The sequence below is a fragment of the Cellulomonas telluris genome, from assembly GCF_004886325.1.
GTDB classification, from domain to species: domain Bacteria; phylum Actinomycetota; class Actinomycetes; order Actinomycetales; family Cellulomonadaceae; genus Cellulomonas; species Cellulomonas telluris.
Window position 1 is genome coordinate 78,203 of sequence record NZ_QXFN01000005.1, and the last position, 19,325, is coordinate 97,527.

At 75.3% G+C, this 19,325-nt stretch carries 17 protein-coding genes; 7 read left to right on the plus strand and 10 right to left on the minus strand.

The genetic code is table 11. From position 1 onward, the window contains the following. Positions 1-109 precede the first annotated feature (109 nt). Positions 110-949, plus strand: a complete 840-nt coding sequence (locus FB586_RS15960) for a spermidine synthase (protein WP_136520343.1) — start codon at positions 110-112, stop codon at positions 947-949. A gap of 116 nt (positions 950-1,065) precedes the next feature. Here the strand turns inward: FB586_RS15960 and FB586_RS15965 are convergent, their stop codons facing one another. The 5 genes from FB586_RS15965 to FB586_RS15985 form a co-directional block, all read right to left on the minus strand. Beyond that, positions 1,066-1,269 carry a cold-shock protein gene (locus FB586_RS15965; RefSeq protein WP_136520344.1) on the minus strand — a complete coding sequence of 68 codons (204 nt, stop codon included), beginning with the start codon at positions 1,267-1,269 and terminating at the stop codon, positions 1,066-1,068. A gap of 301 nt (positions 1,270-1,570) precedes the next feature. Continuing rightward, a complete protein-coding gene (locus FB586_RS15970) occupies positions 1,571-2,506 on the minus strand; it encodes a proteasome assembly chaperone family protein (protein WP_136520772.1) in 936 nt (311 codons plus the stop codon). Between the two features lie 85 nt (positions 2,507-2,591). Continuing rightward, complete coding sequence (locus tag FB586_RS15975) at positions 2,592-3,029, minus strand: response regulator (RefSeq protein WP_136520345.1); 438 nt, start codon at positions 3,027-3,029, stop codon at positions 2,592-2,594. 31 nt (positions 3,030-3,060) lie between these two features. Next, complete coding sequence (locus tag FB586_RS15980; RefSeq protein ID WP_246036837.1) at positions 3,061-4,614, minus strand: sensor histidine kinase; 1,554 nt, start codon at positions 4,612-4,614, stop codon at positions 3,061-3,063. Continuing rightward, positions 4,611-5,843: a PP2C family protein-serine/threonine phosphatase gene (locus FB586_RS15985; RefSeq protein ID WP_136520347.1), complete on the minus strand. Its 1,233-nt coding sequence runs from the start codon at positions 5,841-5,843 to the stop codon at positions 4,611-4,613. The genes FB586_RS15980 and FB586_RS15985 overlap by 4 nt, the downstream gene beginning before the upstream one ends. 184 nt (positions 5,844-6,027) lie before the next feature. Between FB586_RS15985 and FB586_RS15990 the strand changes: the two genes are divergently transcribed. The 5 genes from FB586_RS15990 to serA all read left to right on the plus strand — a co-directional run bounded on the left by FB586_RS15990 (position 6,028) and on the right by serA (position 13,462). Next, on the plus strand, positions 6,028-8,289 hold the full coding sequence (locus FB586_RS15990) for a HelD family protein (protein WP_370741093.1): 2,262 nt from the start codon (positions 6,028-6,030) through the stop codon (positions 8,287-8,289). A gap of 213 nt (positions 8,290-8,502) precedes the next feature. Beyond that, the gene (locus tag FB586_RS15995; protein ID WP_136520348.1) at positions 8,503-9,150 is read left to right on the plus strand and encodes a DUF4956 domain-containing protein; all 648 of its coding nucleotides are present in this window, start codon (positions 8,503-8,505) and stop codon (positions 9,148-9,150) included. Further along, positions 9,147-9,980: a polyphosphate polymerase domain-containing protein gene (locus FB586_RS16000; protein ID WP_246036839.1), complete on the plus strand. Its 834-nt coding sequence runs from the start codon at positions 9,147-9,149 to the stop codon at positions 9,978-9,980. The genes FB586_RS15995 and FB586_RS16000 overlap by 4 nt, the downstream gene beginning before the upstream one ends. 92 nt (positions 9,981-10,072) lie before the next feature. Then, entirely contained in the window at positions 10,073-12,160 is a 2,088-nt protein-coding gene (locus FB586_RS16005; RefSeq protein WP_136520349.1) for a CotH kinase family protein, read from the plus strand. 102 nt (positions 12,161-12,262) lie between these two features. Further along, positions 12,263-13,462, plus strand: coding sequence for a phosphoglycerate dehydrogenase (gene serA, locus FB586_RS16010; RefSeq protein WP_136520350.1), 1,200 nt, complete (start codon positions 12,263-12,265; stop codon positions 13,460-13,462). An 82-nt stretch (positions 13,463-13,544) separates the two neighbouring features. Here serA and FB586_RS16015 read toward each other — a convergent pair whose 3' ends face one another. The 3 genes from FB586_RS16015 to FB586_RS16025 form a co-directional block, all read right to left on the minus strand. Next, positions 13,545-13,730, minus strand: coding sequence for a DUF5302 domain-containing protein (locus tag FB586_RS16015; RefSeq protein WP_136520351.1), 186 nt, complete (start codon positions 13,728-13,730; stop codon positions 13,545-13,547). A 114-nt stretch (positions 13,731-13,844) separates the two neighbouring features. Continuing rightward, a complete protein-coding gene (nrdR, locus tag FB586_RS16020; RefSeq protein WP_136520352.1) occupies positions 13,845-14,342 on the minus strand; it encodes a transcriptional regulator NrdR in 498 nt (165 codons plus the stop codon). Between the two features lie 175 nt (positions 14,343-14,517). Continuing rightward, on the minus strand, positions 14,518-14,916 hold the full coding sequence (locus tag FB586_RS16025; RefSeq protein WP_246036841.1) for a LysM peptidoglycan-binding domain-containing protein: 399 nt from the start codon (positions 14,914-14,916) through the stop codon (positions 14,518-14,520). Between the two features lie 274 nt (positions 14,917-15,190). On the opposite strand from FB586_RS16025, the gene lexA reads away from it, so the two are divergent. Further along, positions 15,191-15,895, plus strand: coding sequence for a transcriptional repressor LexA (gene lexA, locus FB586_RS16030; protein WP_246036940.1), 705 nt, complete (start codon positions 15,191-15,193; stop codon positions 15,893-15,895). Positions 15,896-16,000: 105 nt separating this feature from the next. Here lexA and FB586_RS16035 read toward each other — a convergent pair whose 3' ends face one another. Both FB586_RS16035 and FB586_RS16040 read right to left on the minus strand, forming a co-directional pair. Continuing rightward, positions 16,001-17,002, minus strand: a complete 1,002-nt coding sequence (locus tag FB586_RS16035) for an L-lactate dehydrogenase (protein WP_136520354.1) — start codon at positions 17,000-17,002, stop codon at positions 16,001-16,003. A gap of 74 nt (positions 17,003-17,076) precedes the next feature. Next, entirely contained in the window at positions 17,077-19,305 is a 2,229-nt protein-coding gene (locus FB586_RS16040; protein ID WP_136520355.1) for an ATP-dependent DNA helicase, read from the minus strand. Between the last annotated feature and the right edge of the window lie 20 nt (positions 19,306-19,325).

The following is a 19,325-nucleotide window of genomic DNA, read 5'->3' on the forward strand; positions in this document are numbered from 1 at the left end:
CCCCGTCGCCGTCCGTGACGGTTACCGTGGCGGTGTGGCCCGCCGCTCCGCATCCTCCCGCCGACCACCGACACCCGGAGGCGACGCGGCGCCGTGGCCGACGGGACCCGTGGCCGTCGCGACCGGCACGGCGGAGGTCGTGCCCGAGCCCGGCCGCCCCCGGGCCGCGACCCTGCTCGTCAACGGCGTGCCGAGCTCGTTCGTGGACCTGGACGACCCCGACCTGCTCGACTTCGAGTACATGCAGCAGATGGCCGCGGTCGTCGACACGCTCGCCGCCCACCGGCCGGAGCCGGCCGTGCTGCACCTCGGCGCAGGCGGCTGCGCCCTGGCGCGCACGCTCGCCCACCGGTACCCGGGAGCCCGTCAGCTCGCCGTCGAGCTCGACGGCGAGCTCGCCCGCCTCGTCCGCACCTGGTTCGCGCTCCCGCGCGCACCCCGGCTCCGGCTGCGCACCGGAGAGGCGCGGGCCGAGCTGGCGCGCGTCGCCGACGCGTCGCTCGACGTCGTCGTGCGCGACGTGTTCGCCGGCGACAGCACGCCGGACCACCTGACGACGGTCGAGGTCGCCCGCGACGTCGCCCGCGTGCTGCGTCCCGGCGGCGTGTACCTGGCGAACTGCGCGGACCGGCCCCCGCTCGCCCTCGCGCGGGCCGAGGCGGCCACCCTGCGCGCCGTCTTCCGCCACGTGGCGGTCGTCGCGGAGCCGGGCCAGCTGCGCGGCCGGCACTACGGCAACCTCGTGCTCGCGGGCACCGACGAGGACGGGCTGCTCGACGACCCCGGGCTCGCGCGCACGCTGCGCACCCTGCCCGTGCCCGCCCGCGTGCTGGTCGGGGCCGAGCTGGACGCCTTCGCCGGTGCGGCCGTCGTGCGCACCGACCCGCGGCCGTGGGCTCCGGACGGCCTCACCGGCACGGCCGCTCCCGCAGCCGCCACGGGCGACTGACCGGTCGCCCGCCGTCGTGACGGCGAGCCCGTGGAAGCCCTCTGGTACGACGACGGGACCGCCCCGAGGGGGACGGTCCCGTCGTCAGCGTGCCCCGGACCGACGCCGGGGACGGGTCACAGCGGGCGGACGTGCTCCGCCTGCGGCCCCTTCGCGCCCTGGGTGATCTCGAACTCCACGCGCTGACCCTCGTCGAGCGTGCGGTAGCCCTGCGAGTCGATGGCCGAGTAGTGGACGAAGACGTCGGCACCGCCGCCGTCCTGGGCGATGAACCCGTAGCCCTTCTCGGAGTTGAACCACTTGACCGCGCCCTGTGCCATGTCGTGCTTCCTTCACGTCCCACCGGGTGAACAGCACGGGCCCCGTGCCCGTACCGCGCCGCAATGCCTCACGTCCTGCACCGGGTGGTCCGACCCGAGGGCCGACGGTTCCGCGGGTCCCGCCGGGGCGGGGGGCGACCACGGGTCCGGTCGAGCGTCCGTACGTCACTGCAACGGCTGCATCCTTGCACGCACGATGTGGCGCACGCCACGTCTCGTGGACGCCCGTCCGTCTCTCACGACAACGATCCGGTCACGACGTCCGGGCGGCCGGAGGCGCGCGGTCGGTCCGTCCCCGGGGTCAGCGCTCCGGGCCGCCGTCCGCCTGCTCCGCGAGGAAGCGCTCGAGCTCGGCGCCGATCTCCTCGGCCGTCGGCAGGTCGGTCGTCTGCGCGAGCAGGCTCGTGCGGCCGATGCTGCGCGTGAAGGCGTCGTACTGCTCCTCGAGGGCCTCGACGACCGCTGCGACCTCGGGCGACTGCGCCACCTGGCGCTCGACCTCGCGCATCGCGTCCTCGGCCGCCGGCTCGAGCGCCGCGGCACGCAGGTCCAGCCCGGTCGCGCGCTCGACCTGGCGCAGGGCGGCCAGCCCGGCCGCGGGGTACGGCGACTGGGCCAGGTAGTGCGGCACGTGGACCGCGAAGCCGATCGCGTCGTGCCCCTGCTCCCCCAGCCGCAGCTCGAGGAGGGCGCTCGCGCTGGCCGGCACCTGCACGGTCCCGAAGAACGCGGTGTGGTCGGCGACCAGCTCCGGGCGGGTCGCGTGCGCCGTCAGCGACACGGGCCGGGTGTGGGGCACGCCCATGGGGATGCCGTGGACGCCCACGACCAGCGGCACGTCGAAGCGCTCGACCACCTGCCGGACCGCGGCGACCCAGCGCTCCCACTGCACGTCCGGCTCGACGCCGTGCAGCAGCAGGAACGGCACGCCGGCGGCGTCCTCGAACAGGTCGACGACGAGCTCGGGCGCCGCGTAGTCCGACCAGCCGTCGCCGTCGAACGTCATGACCGGACGCCGCGAGCGGTAGTCGACGAGCTGGTCGACGTCGAACGTCACCAGGCGCTCGGCCGTGCCGGTCGACGTGAGGTGCTCGACCGCGACCTGCCCGGCCTGGCCGGCGTCGACGAACCCGCGCACGGCGTGCAGCAGCACGGGTCCCGTGCCGCCCGCCGTGCGCGCGTCGAGGCGCTCGGCGAGGTCCACGTCCACGTCGTAGATGCCCCGGGGGTCCAGCATGTCGCTCCACTCGCTCGCGTCGTCGATCCCTTGCACCGGGTGCAACGCCGCGGGGCCCCCCGCTCTTCCCGCGGCGGCGCCGCGGTCAGCGACCGGGCAGGCGCACGACCTCGACGAAGAACTCGTCGATCTGGCGGACCACGTCGATGAAGCGGTCGAAGTCGACCGGCTTCGTGACGTACGCGTTGGCGTGCAGCGAGTACATCCGCAGCACGTCCTCCTCGGCCTCCGAGGTCGTCAGGACCACGACCGGGATCGCCCGCAGCTTCGCGTCGGACTTGAGCGCCTCGAGCACCTCGCGGCCGTCCATGCGCGGCAGGTTGAGGTCGAGGAGGATCAGGTCCGGCGTCGGGGCGTCGGCGTGCTCGCCCTCCTTGCGCAGGAACTCCATCGCGCTCACGCCGTCGGCCACGACGGACAGCCGGTTGCGGACCTTGTTGTGCTCGAACGCCTCGCGCGTCATCAGGACGTCGCCCGGGTCGTCCTCGACGAGGAGCACCTCGATGGTCTTCTGGTCCGCCACTACCGCTCCGTCCGTCCCCGCACCGGGGGTGTCAGTCCCCGACCGCGGGGAGCGTCCACCGGATGGTGGTGCCCTCCCCCTCGGTCTCGGGGATCCAGATCCGACCGCCGTGGAACTCGACGATCTTCTTGCACAGCGCCAGGCCGATGCCCGTGCCCTCGTAGACGTCCTTGGCGTGCAGCCGCTGGAAGATCACGAAGACCCGCTCGGCGTACTGGGGGTCGATCCCGATGCCGTTGTCACGGCACTCGAGCTCCCAGGAGTCTTCCACGCGCCGCACCCCGATGTGGACACGCGGGGGCCGCTCGGGGTGGCGGAACTTCACGGCGTTGCCGACGAGGTTCTGGAAGAGCTGCACGAGCAGCGCCTCCTCGCCCCGCACGACGGGCAGCGGGTCGTGCGTGACCTCCGCGCCGGCCTCGGTGAGCCGCTCGTCGAGCTGGTCCAGCGACCGCTCCAGCGCCTTGCCGAGGTCGACGTCGACCACCTCGCCGCCGATGCGGCCCACGCGCGAGAAGCCCAGCAGGTCCTGGATGAGCCGCTGCATGCGCTTCGCGCCGTCGACCGCGAACTCGATGTACTGGTCCGCGCGCTCGTCGAGCTGGCCGCCGTAGCGCTTCTGCAGCAGCTGGGTGAAGCTCGCCACCTTGCGCAACGGCTCCTGCAGGTCGTGGGACGCCACGTACGCGAACTGCTCGAGGTCGCGGTTGGACCGGCGCAGCTCCTCGGCCTGCTCGGTGAGCCGGTCGTGGGCGTCCGCGATCTCGGCGCGGGACGCGCGCAGCTCGCCCAGCTGGGCCACGAGTGCCACGCGCATCTGCTCCACGTCGTGGGCGAGCTCCTCGATCTCCCCGGGACCTCGCACCGCCACCTGGTGGTCGAGGTCGCCCTCCGCGACGGCGCGGGCGTCGGCCGCCAGCGCGTCGACGGGCTCGACGACCCAGCGGCGCAGCGCGCCCCAGACGAGCAGGCCGACCACCACGGACGTGAGCACCACCGTCGTGAGCAGCACCGCGGACAGGTTGGTCATCCGCTGCAGCTCCTGGCCGGCTGCGCCTCGCACCGTGCGCAGGTGCTCGAGGTAGGCGCCGACCGACGCACGGACCTCGTCGAAGTAGACGCGCCCCTCCTCGACCTGCTCGGGCCGCACCGAGGCGACGCCCTCGTCCTCGATCTGCGCGATGAGGGGCTCCGCGTGGTCCTGGTACCAGACGCGCGCCGCGTCGCGGGCCGCGTCGTAGTCCTCGAGGATCGTCGCGTCCCCCGACAGGTCGGCGACGGCGCGCGCGGTGCGCTCGAAGTCGGCGGAGCCGTCGAGCGAGCGGTGGTAGGGCTCGAGCGTCACGGGGTCACCGGTGAGCGCGTAGCCGCGCAGCCCGGTCTCCGCGTCGACCAGCGAGACCAGCGCGCGGTCCGTCTCCGTCACCGCCTCGAAGTAGTCCTGCGTCACCGCCTCCTGCAGGGTGAGCGTGCGCGCGAAGACGGTGCCGGTCAGCACGACGACGACGCCCAGCACGACCCCCGCCGACGCGAAGAGGATGCCCAGGCGCCGGCGCAGGGTCGCCGACCCGCGTGGCGCGCTCACGCGTCCCACCCCACGAGGACGACGGCGGCGTCGTCGACCAGGTCGCCGCCGTGCAGCGCGCGCACCGCGCCGATCAGGTGCCCGAGCACGGGGTCCTCCTCCTCGCCGGGGACGGGGGCCGGGGCGTCGCGCGTCGCGCGCAGGGTCGCGTCCGCGACCTCGACGAGGCCCGCCTTGCCGAGCCGGTCGGTGCCGTCGCCGACGGTCGCCTCGAGCAGCCCGTCCGTGTACATGAGCACGCGCCACGACGTCCCGAGCTCGAGGTGCCGGGCCGGCCAGCCCCCGCCGACCGGGATCCCGAGGGCGCGCCCCCGGGCGTCCGCGGGCAGCAGCCGGGTGCGGTCGCCGACCGCGCGGTCGCCGAGCAGCAGCGGGACGGGGTGGCCGGCCAGGTACAGGTCGGCCGACCGCCGGTCCGGCGCGATCGCGAGCATCGAGACGGTCGTGAACACCTCGGGCCGCGCCCGCTCGGCCGCGAGCACGCGCTCGAGCAGGCCGAGGACGTCGTCGGCCGGGACGTCCGCGAGGACGAGCGTGCGCCACGCCGTGCGCAGCGTCGCACCGAGTGCCGCCTCGTCCGGCCCGTGCCCGCACACGTCGCCGACCATCGCGAGGACGGTCCCGTCGGGGCGCTCGACCACGTCGTAGAAGTCACCGCCGAGCAGCCCCTGGCGGCCGGCGCGGTAGCCGACGCGGACCTCCAGGCTCGGGTCGGTCACGGCCGGGCGCGGGAGGAGCGCGCGCTCGAGCCGCGTGTTCTCGGCGGCGCGGACCAGGCTGCGGTACAGCGCGCGGTCGGTGTCCTCGAGCCGGCGGCGCTGCACGGCGTAGCGCACGGCGCGGGCCAGGCTGTCGCCCTCGACGTCCCCCTTGACGAGGTAGTCCTGGGCACCCGCCGCGAGCGCGGCGAGGCCGGCGTCGGTGTCGGTGAGGCCGGTGAGCACGACGATGGGCGGCGCACCCGCCGCGAGCACGCGCTCGAGGGCCCCGAGACCCATCGCGTCCGGCAGGCCGAGGTCCAGCAGCACGCAGTCGGCGTCGAGGTGCGTGAGCGCCTCGTCGACGGACCGCGCCCACACGATGTCCTGGGCCAGGCCCGCGTCGGCCAGGTGCTCCTGGACCAGGAGGGCGTCGCCCTCGTCGTCCTCGACGAGGAGGATGCGCAGGTGGACGTCGACGCCGGTGACGCCGCGCACGTCGCCGTCCGACGTCGCCGGGGAGCTGGTCACACCCGTCCTTCCCGAAGATCGCGCCCGCGGGTGCGAGCCGCGCAGGGTGAACTGTAGGGCAGGTCGGCCGCAGCCACCCGGTCGTCCGTCCAGGGCGACCCACCCCTCGGTACGGGCACGGGCAGGCCCTCCGACGTCGGATAATGGTCGGCCGTCCGTGCGCCCGCACGGCGGACGACCGGGGGTGAGCACGCAGGTGGCAGGCAGCGAGCGGCAGCTGGACGCCGAGCAGGAGGTCGTCGACGGCCTGTACGCGCGCCTCGACGAGCTGCGCGCCCACGCGCGCCGCCGGCTCGCCGAGGTGCGCCGACAGGGGCCGTCCGGCTCCCCGCAGAACCGGTCCGAGCGGGACGCGTTCGCCACCCTCTACGAGGACCGCGTCGCGCAGCTCGAGGCGGTCGAGGAGCGCCTGGCGTTCGGCCGCCTCGACCTCGCGGACGGCGAGCGCCGCTACATCGGGCGCATCGGCCTGACGGACGACGAGCAGTCCCCGCTGCTCACCGACTGGCGCGCCCCCGCCGCGCAGTCCTTCTACCGCGCCACGTCGGCCCGCCCCGACGGCGTCGTGCGCCGCCGCCACCTGGTGACGTCCGGCCGGCGCGTCACGGGCCTCGAGGACGACGTCCTCGACCTCGACGCGCTGACCGCGGCGGGCGTCGACCCGGACAGCCTGACGGGCCTGTCCGGCGAGGGGGCGCTGCTCGCGGCCCTGGCCAGCGGCCGCACCGGGCGGATGGGCGACATCGTCGCGACCATCCAGGCCGAGCAGGACGCGATCATCCGCTCGGACCTGGCCGGCGCGCTCGTCGTGCAGGGCGGCCCGGGCACGGGGAAGACCGCGGTGGCCCTCCACCGGGCCGCGTACCTGCTGTACCACCACCGGCGGCTGCTGGAGCGCTCCGGCGTGCTGCTCGTCGGCCCGTCGCGCACCTTCCTGCGCTACATCGACCAGGTCCTGCCGTCCCTCGGGGAGACGGGGGTCGTGACCGCGACGGTCGCCGAGCTGGTGCCGGGGGTCGAGGCGCGCGGCACGGAGGACGACGCGGTCGCCGCCGTCAAGGGCCGAGCGGTCATGGCCCGGGTGATCGCACGCGCCGTCCGGCAGCGCCAGCGCGTCCCCGCGGAGCCGGTGCGCGTGCGCGTGGACGGTCGCACGGTGGTCGTCCGTCCGCGCGACGTGGCGGCGGCCATCAACCGGGCGCGGCGCAACCACAAGCCGCACAACCAGGCGCGCGTGACGTTCGTGCGGGACATGCTGGGGCGCCTCGCCGAGCAGTACGTCGCGCAGCTCGCGTGGGACGTGCCGCCCGAGGACCGCGCCGAGATCGTCGAGGAGCTGCGCACGACGCGCGAGATCCGCATCGCGCTCAACCTCGCGTGGATGCCGCTCACGCCGCAGAAGCTCCTGTCGGACCTGTGGAGCCGGCCGCACCGGCTCGAGGCCGCGGCGCCCGAGCTGACGCCCGACGAGCGTCGCCTGCTCGCGCGACCCGCCGACGCCCCCTGGACGCCGGCGGACGTGCCGCTGCTGGACGAGGCCGCCGAGCTGCTCGGCGAGGACGACCAGGCGGCCCGCGCGCAGGCACGCGCGGACGCGCAGCGCCGCGCCGAGGAGGTCGAGTACGCGCGCAACGTGCTGCGCTCGACCGGCGCGGGCGACATGGTGTCCGCGGAGGCCCTCGCCGACCGGTTCGCGAGCTCGGGCCCCTCGCTGACGACGGCCGAGCGGGCCGCCGCGGACCGCAGCTGGACCTACGGGCACGTCGTCGTGGACGAGGCGCAGGAGCTGTCGGCCATGGCCTGGCGCGCGCTCCTGCGGCGCGTGCCGACGCGTTCCCTGACGATCGTCGGCGACGTCGCGCAGACCTCGTCCCGGGCGGGGGCGCGCAGCTGGGCGCGCACGCTCGACCCCGTCCTGCGCGGGAGCTGGCGCCTCGCGGAGCTCACGGTGAACTACCGCACGCCCGGCACGGTCGCGGAGACCGCGCAGCGCGTGGCGCGCGCCGCCGACCTGCCGGTGAGCCCGCAGACGTCCGCGCGCGACGTGCCGGACGCGCTCCGCGTCGCGGGGGCCACCACGGAGGACCGCCTCCTGCCCGACGCGGCGGACGCCGCGGACGCCCTCGTCGCCGAGGTCCGGGGCGCGGGCGGGACCGGACGGACGGCGGTCGTCGCGGTCCCGGCGCGGACGGCGGACCTCGTGGCGGCGTTGCGGGCGCGAGGGCACACCCCCCCGGTCGGCGACGTCGTCGACCTGGACGCGCCGCTCGTCGTCCTCACCCCGGGCCAGGCCAAGGGGCTCGAGTTCGACGCCGTGGTCCTCGTGGAGCCGGCGGAGGTGCTGGCCGCGTCCGCGGGCGACCTGTACGTGGCCATGACGCGTCCGACCCGCGTGCTGCACGTGGTCCACGCCCGACCCCTGCCGGAGGGGTTCGAGCAGCTCTGACGCGCGCCCGCCCCGGGTTGCCGTGACTCCCGGCGACCCGGGCGGAGGCGCCGTCGCGCAGGCCGTGGAGAACGTTGTCGATATCGATACGGAAATCGTTTAGGACGTTGACCCCCGGACCACAGGGCGCCCAGTGTCCGTGTCGTTCGCACACCGTCCACCCGCGGTTCACCCGGTGGACGGCCGACGGCACAGCAGGGGGTGCACCGCGTCATGGACCGACTCGTGCTCATCGCGGCCGATCTCGTCGCCGTGGGCCTGCTCACGTGGACGTACTTCCGCCGGCACCGCCGCCGCGACCTCGTGGTGGCGTTCGTCGGCGTCAACGTCGGCGTGCTCGCCGTGGCCTCGTCCCTCGGGGCCGGGGGCGTCGGCGCGGGCCTCGGGCTCGGCCTGTTCGGCGTCCTGTCGATCATCCGGCTGCGGTCGACGGAGATCGACCAGCGGGAGGTCGCCTACTACTTCGCGGCGCTCGCGCTGGGCATCCTGGGGGCGCTGCCCGCGCCGCAGCTCTGGCACGGGCCCGCGCTCATGGCGCTGCTGCTCGTCGCCGTCCTCGCGGGCGACCACCCGCGCCTGCTGCACCGCCACCACCGGCAGGAGCTCGTCCTGGACGGTGCGCACGTCGACGAGGTCGCGCTCGTCGCGCGCCTGGAGGGGCTGCTCGGCGCACGCGTCCACACGGTCAGCGTCCAGCGCGTCGACCTGGTGAACGACACCACGTGGGTCGACGTCCGCTACGAGGCGATCGTGTCCCCCTCCGGCCGGCGCCGGACCACCCGGCGGCCGGCCTCGCGCGCCGCCCACGCCGAGGCGCTGCCGGCGCCGGCGGTGGGCCGCGGGACCACGGGGGCGGCGTGAGCGCCCAGACGGTCGCGACGGCCCGCGACCACGCGCCCGCGCCGCGGGACGCGCTGGTCGAGCCGCTCGACGGGATGCGGACGGTCGGGCTGGACGCCCTCGTCGCCGCCGCCTCGCTGCAGACGCGCGTCGACCGCAAGTACCTGGTCCCCGTCGAGGCCGTGCGCACCCTGCTGTACGCGCTGCCCGCGGACACCAGCGTCCTGCGCATCGACGACCTGCGGGTGTTCGACTACGAGTCGGTGTACTTCGACACGGACGACCTCGTCGCCTACCGGCTCGCCGCCCACCGGCGGCGCCGCCGCTTCAAGGTCCGCACCCGCACCTACCTCGACTCCGGCGGCTGCTGGCTCGAGGTCAAGACGCGGGGGCCGCGCGGCACGACCGTCAAGGAGCGCGTCGCGCACCCGATCGGCCACCGGGACGACGTCACCCCGGGACGCGAGTTCGTCGCGGCGACCCTCGTCGCGCGCGGGCTCGCGGCGCTCGGTGACGTCCCCCTCGCCCCCGTCCTCGTCACGCGGTACGCGCGGGCCACGCTCCTGCTGCCCGCCACGGCGAGCCGGCTCACGGTCGACGTCGGCCTCACGTGGGACGACGGACGCGCCCCCCTGCACCTGCGGCACCTCGCCGTCGTCGAGACGAAGTCCGGGTCGACGGCCTCGGCGGCGGACCGCCTGCTGTGGGCCCACGGGCACCGGCCCGTGCGGATCTCGAAGTACGCGACGGGCCTGGCCGCGCTGCGCCCGGAGCTCCCCGCGACGCGCTGGAACCGCACGCTGCACCGCCACCTGCTCCCCCACGTCGTGCCCGCCAGCACGGCGGAGTGACCCGCGCCGGCGCTCGCGCCGGCCACCCCCGCGCCGGCCACCGTCGGTCGACGCCCGCACCGGCCCGGCCACCGGGCCCGAGGAGGCACGCCATGCCCCGTCCCGTCCGACGCGCCGTCGTCGCCGCGGCGCTCGCCGCCGCGCTGGCCGTCCCGGTCTGCGCCCCGCTCGCCCATGCCGCACCGCCGGGCGCGGCCGCCGCCGCGGTGGCCGCGGTCGACACCGGTCTGCTCGGGGACGTGACGTTCTCCGTGCCACCCGGCACGTTCCGCGGCGAGGTGTCCGTCGCGCTCGGCACCTCCGTCGCAGGGGCCCAGGTGCGCTACACGACGGACGGCTCGGCGCCCACGGCGTCCTCCCCCGTCTACTCCGCACCGCTGCGCCTGACCCGCAGCACCGAGGTCCGTGCGCAGGCGTTCGTGGGCGGCACCGCGACGGGGGCGCCCGCCGCCGCGCAGTACGTGGCGACCGCCGTGACCGACGCGCACGACCTGCCGGTGCTGCTGGTCGACTCGTTCGGCCGCGGAGCCGTGGGCGACGACTACCACCCGGCGGCGGTCATGGAGTTCCAGCCCGGCGACGGCACGACGTCGCTCACCGCCGCGCCGACGCTCGTCGGCCGCACCGGCTACCGGCTGCGGGGGCAGTCCAGCCGGATGTTCGACAAGAAGCCGTACCGCCTCGAGCTGTGGGACGCCGAGGGCGACGACCTCGACCTGCCGTTCTTCGGCATGCCGGCCGAGTCGGACTGGGTGCTGCGCGGGCCGTTCGCGGACAAGTCGCTGATCCGCGAGGCCCTGGTGCTCGACATCGGCCGCGAGCTGGGGCTCGCAGTGCCCCGGTACCGCCTGGTCGAGGTGTACGTGAACGACGACGCGGCACCGGTCGCGGCCGACGACTACCGAGGCGTGTACCTGCTGCTCGAGACGGTCAAGAACCAGAAGAACCGGCTCGACCTCAAGAAGCTCGACGCGGACGACGTCGCCCCGCCCGCCGTCGAGGGCGGCTACGTCCTCAAGTTCGAGTGGATGGCCACCGAGGGCACGACGCTGCGCTGCACGGGCGCCGCGGCGACGTGCTGGAGGGACCTCGAGGTGCACGACCCCGACGACCTCGTGCCCCAGCAGCAGGCGTGGATCACGCAGTACGTGCAGCGGGTCCACGACGTGCTGCACAGCCCGGGCCGCGCCGACCCGACGACCGGGTACCCGTCGCTGATCGAGGTGGACTCCTTCGTCGACCTGGTGGTCGTGAACGAGCTGAGCCGGAACATGGACGCGTACTACCGCAGCGTCTACCTGTACAAGGACCGCGGGGGGAAGCTCACGGCGGGCCCCCTGTGGGACTACGACCTGACCTTCGGCGTGGGCGGCTACTTCGGCAACGACCAGGTGGCCGGGTGGCAGTACCAGCAGACGCGGCAGACCGTCGCCACCGACTGGTTCAGCGTGCTCATGGCGGACCCTGCGTTCGCGAACCGCGTCCGGGCCCGCTGGCAGGAGCTGCGACGCGGGCCGCTGTCCGACGCCGCCCTGCGCACCCGCGTCGCAGAGCTGAGCGCCGAGGTGGAGAACGCCGCGGCCCGCAACGTGCGGCGCTACCCGAACCTGACGACGCGCATGGTGGGCCCGTTCATCACCTCCACGACGGGCACGTGGCGCGGTCAGGTGCAGGAGGTGCAGGACTGGGCGCTGCGCCGGGCCGCGTGGCTCGACGGCACGCAGGCGTGGGGCGCGCCCGCGACCCCGGTGCCGACGCCGACCCCGTCGCCCACCGCCACGGCGACCCCGCGGCCGACCGCGACGGCGACGGTCACGCCGCGGCCGACCCCGACGGCGACCCCGCGCCCGACCACCACGGCGACCCCGACCGCTGCGCCGGCGGGGTGCACGGCGACGTTCCGCGCCGCGTCACGCTGGCCCGGGGGCCTCCAGGGCGAGGTGACCGTGACGGCCGGCAGCAGCGCGCTGGCCGGGTGGACCGTGGGTCTCGCGCTGCCCGCCGGCGCGAGCCTGCAGCAGTCCTGGAACGCCACGGTGAGCGGCACGGGCGGGGCGCTGCAGGCGCGCGACGCCGGCTGGAACGGGGCGCTGCGCCCGGGTGCCTCGACGACGTTCGGCTTCCTCCTCTCGACCGCCTCGGGCGACGGCACCCCGACGCTCACCTGCACCGCACGCTGACGCGCCACGCCTGACCGGACGCCGCGCCCACGGGAGGTGGGCGCGGCGTCCGGTGACCGGGACGGCTTTGGTCCACGACGCGGACCGGGCGCACCATGGGGCGTGCCCACCGCGCTGCTGCTGGAGAACCTCCACCCCCAGGCCCGTCAGATCCTCGAGACGGCCGGCTTCGACGTCGTCACCCGCACGGGTGCGCTCGACGAGAACGAGCTGGTCGAGTCCCTCGCCGGCGTGCAGGTGCTGGGGATCCGGTCCAAGACCCAGGTGTCGGCCGAGGTGCTCGCGACGGCACCGGACCTCGAGGTGGTCGGCGCGTTCTGCATCGGCACGAACCAGATCGACCTGCACGCCGCCGCCGCGCGGGGCATCGCCGTCTTCAACGCGCCGTTCTCGAACACGCGCTCGGTCGTGGAGATCGCGATCGCGGACATCATCGCCCTCACGCGACGCCTCACGGTGCTCGACAAGGAGATGCACGCCGGCATCTGGAACAAGTCCGCCACCGGCGCGCACGAGGTCCGCGGCCGCACGCTCGGCATCGTCGGCTACGGCAACATCGGCACGCAGCTGTCGGTGCTCGCCGAGAACCTCGGCATGTCCGTCGTCTTCTACGACACGGCCGAGAAGCTCGCCCTGGGCAACGCCCGTCGCATGGACACCCTCGACGAGCTGCTCGAGACGGCGGACGTGGTCACCCTGCACGTCGACGGGCGCAGCGGCAACGCGGGCATGTTCGGCGCCAAGCAGTTCGCCCGGATGCGCCCGGGCTCGATCTTCCTCAACCTGTCGCGCGGCTTCGTCGTCGACTACGCGGCGCTGCGCGACGCCGTGCTCGCGGGTCACGTCGTGGGCGCGGCCGTGGACGTCTTCCCCGTGGAGCCGAAGCGCAAGGGCGACCCGTTCGAGTCGGAGCTGCGCGGCCTGCCGAACGTCATCCTGACCCCGCACACCGGTGGGTCCACCGAGGAGGCGCAGGAGGCGATCGGGCAGTTCGTCGCCAACAAGGTCCGCGACCACCTCGCGACCGGGTCGACGAACCTGTCGGTGAACCTGCCGAACCTCGCCCTGGACCAGCGCCCCGACGCCCACCGCATCGCGTACCTGCACCGCAACGTGCCCGGCGTGCTGGCGACCATCAACGCGACGCTCGCCGAGCACGGCGTGAACATCGAGGGGCAGCTGCTCGCGACGCGCGGCGAGCTGGGCTACGTGGTCACCGACGTGAGCACACCCGTGGAGCCGGCCGTCGTCCAGGCACTGGCCGGTCGGCCCGAGTCGCTGCGGCTGCGCCTGCTCTCCTGACCGGGGCGCGCAGCGCCGGGCCGCAGCCGCACGACGAGGGGCGGGTCACCTCCTGGGAGGTGACCCGCCCCTCGTCGTCGGATCAGGCGGAGCCGGACTTGCGCTGGAAGCGCCGCTGCACCGGTCCGGCGGTCTCGGACCCGTGCACCGGGCCGGTGTTCCGCGTGCCGTCGGTCGTCCGATGGCCCTGCGCCTTCTTGCGCTCCAGCGCCTCGCGGAACCGCGCCTTGGCCTCGTCACTCGCCGAGGTCGGCCTCTCGTTCGCCATGGGCACCTCCGTGGTGGGTCGGGAGGTCCCAGGGTGACGGAACGGCGACGTCAGCACCAGCACAATCACGGCGACGCACCGGACCGGTCGGCCGTCCGGGCGTCGCTCCGCCGGTCAGCGGGCGGACGCCCCCGGACCGTCGGAGGCCGCCGCGCGCTCGTTCTGCTCGCGCTCGGCGCGGAGCACCGCGATCGCGGACTCGAAGTCGTCGAGGGAGTCGAACGCCTGGTACACGCTGGCGAAGCGCAGGTACGCGACCTCGTCGAGCTCCCGCAGCGGCCCGAGGATCGCCAGGCCGATCTCGTACGCGTCGATCTCGGCCGAGCCGGCGGACCGCAGGGTCTCCTCGACCTTCTGGGCGAGGAGGGCCAGGTCGTCGTCGCCGACGGGGCGCCCCTGGCAGGCCTTGCGCACGCCGTTGACGATCTTCTCCCGGCTGAACGGCTCCGTCGCACCGGACCGCTTGACGACCGAGAGGCTCGCGGTCTCCACCGTCGTGAACCGGCGGTGGCAGTTCGGGCACTGGCGCCGACGACGGATCGAGGCGCCGTCGTCGGACGTGCGCGAGTCGACGACGCGGGAGTCGGTGTGCCGGCAGAACGGACAGTGCACGGGTGACCTCTCGGGAGCGGCATGACGCGACCGCCGAGGCGCCGGTCGGGACGTGGCGACGGTAGGCGGTGCGGGGAACGGTCGCAAGCAGCGCCGCGTCCCGGGCACCGACGTGCCCGAGCCTCCGAGGTCCGGTGCGACGGGGCCCCGCGGGGCCGGGCACCGGACGGACCGCTCAGCCCGCGGGGACGAGGACCGTCTGCCCGGCCGTCAGCTCCGCGCCGGGCAGCGCGTTGAGCTCGATGAGGCGCAGCACGACGTCCCGGACGTCCTCGCCCGGCGCGGCGACCTCCGCCGCGAGCCCCCACAGCGTGTCGCCCGGGGCCACGACGACGCGCTCGACCTCCAGGGCGGGGCGAGGACCGTCGGCCACCGCGGACCGGGCCGTGCCGCCGACGCCGAGCGCGAGGCCGACCGCGAGGAGCCACACCACGACGCGGCCGCGTCGCGTCAGACGCAGCGGCGCCTGCCGCCCGCCCGCCACGACCTCCCGCTGACGCACCCGCGCCCGTGCCGTCACCGCCGGTGCGATCGTCATCGCGCTCATCTCGTTGCCCTCCGTCGTCTCGAACACCTGTTCGTCGAACGTCTGTACGAGTTCTAGCAGAACCCACCGACACGCGTCGAGACACGCTCGAACAGATGTTTGATCCGCCACTCGTGCACCCCTAGGGTGGGACGCGTCAGGAAGTGCACCACCGACCACCGACATCGGGCTCCGACCAGCGCGGACGCCCCGGAGGGCCGGCGGGGCGACGACGCGGTGGAGGCCGCGGGGACCAGGAGGCGCCGTGGGCGGGCAGACGACGAGGACGGCGGGGGTGCACGCGCAGGACGTCGCGGACGTCGTGACCGCGCTCGGGCCCGGGCCCGAGGACGTGAGCGACGGCCTCACCGCCCGCCAGCGGCTCGTGCTCGAGACGATCCGCGCCGCGGTCGAGGCGCGCGGGTACCCGCCGAGCATGCGCGAGATCGGCGAGGCCGTCGGCCTGACCAGCCCCTCGAGCGTGAAGCACCAGCTCACCGCGCTCGAGCGCAAGGGCTACCTGCGCCGCGACCCCCACCGGCCGCGCGCCATCGAGGTCGTGCAGCCGGACGACGCGCGCTCGGTGACGAGCCTGACCCCGCCGACGGGCCTCGCCCTCGGGACGGACGCCCCGGAGCGCGACGGCGCCCCGGCCCCGTCCTACGTGCCCGTCGTGGGCCGCATCGCCGCCGGCGGCCCGATCCTCGCCGAGCAGGTCGTCGAGGACGTCTTCCCCCTGCCGCGCCAGCTCGTCGGCGAGGGTGACCTGTTCCTGCTGCGCGTCGCGGGCGACTCGATGGTCGACGCCGCGATCTGCGACGGCGACTGGGTGGTCGTGCGCCGCCAGCCCGTGGCGGAGAACGGCGAGATCGTCGCCGCGATGATCGACGGCGAGGCCACCGTCAAGACGCTCAAGCGCGCCGACGGGCACGTCTGGCTCCTGCCGCACAACGCGGCGTACTCCCCCATCCTGGGCGACGATGCCACCGTCCTGGGGCGGGTCGTCAGCGTGCTGCGCAGCCTCTGACCCCACGCCGCCGGCAGCACGGCGACGTCGGCCGCCCCTCGGACCGCGCGACGAGCCGGCTCGTCGTCCTGCGGTCGCGCCGGGGCGGCCGACGTGCGTCCGGGATCAGAACCCGAAGCGGCGTGCGACCGACCGGACCGCCTCGGCGGAGCGGCGCAGCCCCAGCAGCTCGTCCGACGACATCGGCACCTCGAGGCGCTCGGCGACACCGGACGAGCCCACGACCGTGGGCACGCTGAGGCACACGTCCGAGATCCCCAGGTACCCGTCGAGCAGCGACGAGACCGGCAGGATGCGCCGCTCGTCCTTGAGGACCGCCTCGATGATGCGCGAGCCGGCCAGGGCGATCGCGTAGTTCGTCGCGCCCTTGCCCTCGATGATCCGGTAGGCGGACTCGACGACCTCGCTGGCGATGGACTCGCGGACCTCGCTGGTCAGCGGACCGTGCCCGCCGACGCCCGGCCACTCGAGCAGCGGCACCGCGCCGATCGACGCCGAGCTCCACAGCGGCAGCTCGCTGTCCCCGTGCTCCCCCGCGACGTACGCGTGGACGTTCTGCACCGCGACCCCCGTGTGCCGCGCGATGAGGTAGCGCAGGCGGGAGGAGTCGAGCACCGTCCCGGACCCGAACAGCTGCGCCGGGGGCAGGCCGGAGATCTTCAGGGCGGCGTACGTGACGACGTCCACCGGGTTCGTGACCATGACGTACACGGCGTGGGGTGCGACCTCGACGATGCCCGGCAGCACGGTCCGCACGAGCGAGATGGTCGCCTCGGCGAGGTCCAGCCGGGACTGGCCGGGCCGCTGCTTGGCACCGGCGGTGAACACCACGACGTCGCAGTCGGAGAGCACCGACACGTCGTCGGACCCGACGACCTCCGCCATGGACATGAACTGGATGCCGTGGCTGAGGTCGAGCACCTCGGCCTCGACCTTCTGCCGGTTGACGTCCAGCAGCGCCACGGTCCGGGCGGCGCCGCGCATGAGCGCCGCGTACGCCATGGTGGAGCCCACGGCCCCGGCGCCGACGATGCCGACCTTCGAGGTGCGGCGCTGCGGCGTCGGGACGGCCAGCGCGGCGTCGTCGCCCTCGATGTCCTGCGTCATGGCTGGTGGTTCCCCTCGTCACGGGCACGGTCCGCACCGGACGGGCCGGCCCGGCGGCACGTCCTCTCGCGAGGCTAGCCCGAGGCGGACAGGCGCCGCAGCGCGGCGAGCACGACCTCGCGGTCGGTGGTGCGCCAGAACGGCGGCATGGAGCGGCGCAGGAACTCCCCGTACCGCGCGGTCTCGAGCCGCGGGTCCAGCACGGCCACGACGCCACGGTCCTCGCCCGACCGCACCAGGCGCCCGGCACCCTGCGCGAGCAGCAGCGCCGCGTGCGTGGCCGACACCGCCATGAACCCGTTGCCGCCCGCGGCGGCCACGGCGTCCGCGCGCGCCGAGCGGACCGGCTCGTCGGGGCGCGGGAAGGGGATCCGGTCGATGACGACGAGCCGGCACGCGGGCCCCGGGACGTCGACGCCCTGCCACAGCGAGAGGGTGCCGAACAGGCACGTCGGCTCGTCGGCGGCGAACCGCGCGACGAGCGTGGGCAGCTGGTCGTCGCCCTGCAGCAGCACGGGCACGTCGAGGCGTTCACGCATCGCCTCCGCCGCCACCTGGGCCGCGCGGCGCGAGGTGAACAGGCCCAGCGTGCGCCCGCCGGCGGCCTCCACCAGCGTCGCGATCTCGTCGAGCTGCGCGTCCGTCGCCGGCTCCCGGCCGGGCGTGGGCAGCCGCCGGGCGACGTAGCAGATGCCCTGCCGGGGGTAGTCGAACGGGCTCCCGACGTCGAGGCCGCGCCACCGGCCCGTGTCCGGCCGCTCGGACCGCGCCGGACGGTCCGTGCCGGGCAGCACGTCCGCCGAGCCCACGCCGGCCGTGGCGGTGCCCGACCCGGCCGGTGTCGCCGACGCCGCCGACGGCACGGACGTCGGGCCCGTCACCGCTTCCGGGCGCGCGCCCAGCCCCAGGGACCGGGCGACGGGGTCGAAGGAGCCGCCGAGGGCCAGCGTCGCGGAGGTGAGCACGCCCGTGCGGCCCGCGAGCAGCTGCGTGCGGACGAGCCCGTCGACCGCGAGCGGCGCCGCGTGCAGCCGCGTCGTCACCTGACCGCGCCGGTCCTCGCCGCGCGCGCACCACAGCACGGTGTGGCGCAGCTCCTCGGGGTCCGCGGCCATGCGCTCGGCGGTCTCGAAGAGCGCGAGCATGGCCGCGTTCGCCATCTTGATGCCGCCGTCCGCCCCGGCCCGGCCCTTGGTGGAGGCGTCGGGCTTGAGCACCGTCAGGAGCGTGCGCGCCGCGTCGCGCACGGCGGCGACCGCCAGCCGGGCACCCTCGGGCAACCCGTCCGGGAAGCGCCCCTCGGGCAGCGGGACGACCACGCTCGCGAGGTGCTGGGCGGCGGTGTCGAGGTCGGTCGTGGGGACGCCGCCGAGGCGTCGCGCCAGCCGGGCGGCGTGCTCGATGGTGGCGACGGACAGCTCGGCGGTCGCCTGCGCGGTGACGCGGTCGGTCAGCTCGTGCGCCTCGTCGACGACGAGCACGTCGTGCTCGGGGAGGACGTTCGGCGAGCCGGTCGCCGCGATCCCGAGCATCGCGTGGTTCGTCACGACGACGTCCGCCTCGCGAGCGCGCGCCCGGGCGGCGTCCGGGAAGCACTCCTCGAGCATGGGGCAGGTCTGGCCCAGGCACTCCATGGCGGTCACGGACACCTGCCGCCAGGCGCGGTCCGCGACGCCGGGCACGAGGTCGTCACGGTCGCCCGTGTCGGTCTCCTGCGCCCACTCGCGCAGCCGCACGACCTGCTCGCCGAGCGTCTCGCGCTCGCCCTCGTCGGCGGCGGGGGCCGGGTGGTCGGCCGCCCCGGGGCGCTCCGGGACGTCGAACAGGGCGCCCTGGTCGTCCTCCGGGTAGCCGCCCGCCACCTTGTGCACGCACAGGTAGTTGTGCCAGCCCTTGAGCAGGGCGATGTCGGCGGGACGCGGCAGCCGACCCGCGAGCGCCTGGGTCACCAGCGGCAGGTCCCGCGTCATGACCTGCCGCTGCAGCGCGAGCGTGGCCGTCGAGACGACGACCCGCTCGCCCTCCGTCACGGCGTGCCGCACCGCGGGCACGAGGTACCCGAGGGACTTGCCGGTGCCCGTGCCCGCCTGGACGAGCAGGTGCTCGCCCGACTCCAGGGCGTCGGCCACGGCGAGCGCCATCGTGCGCTGACCCTCGCGGCGCCCGCCGCCGAGGGCCCCGACGGCGAGGTCGAGCAGCTCCTCGACGGACCCGTGGACGCCCGCGGCGCGGTCCGCGCGGGCACCGTCCGGGACGCCGTCCGCCGCCGCGGGGGTGGGGTCGGTCGTCCGGGCCTGGTGCACCGCGTCAGCGTAGTCGCGCG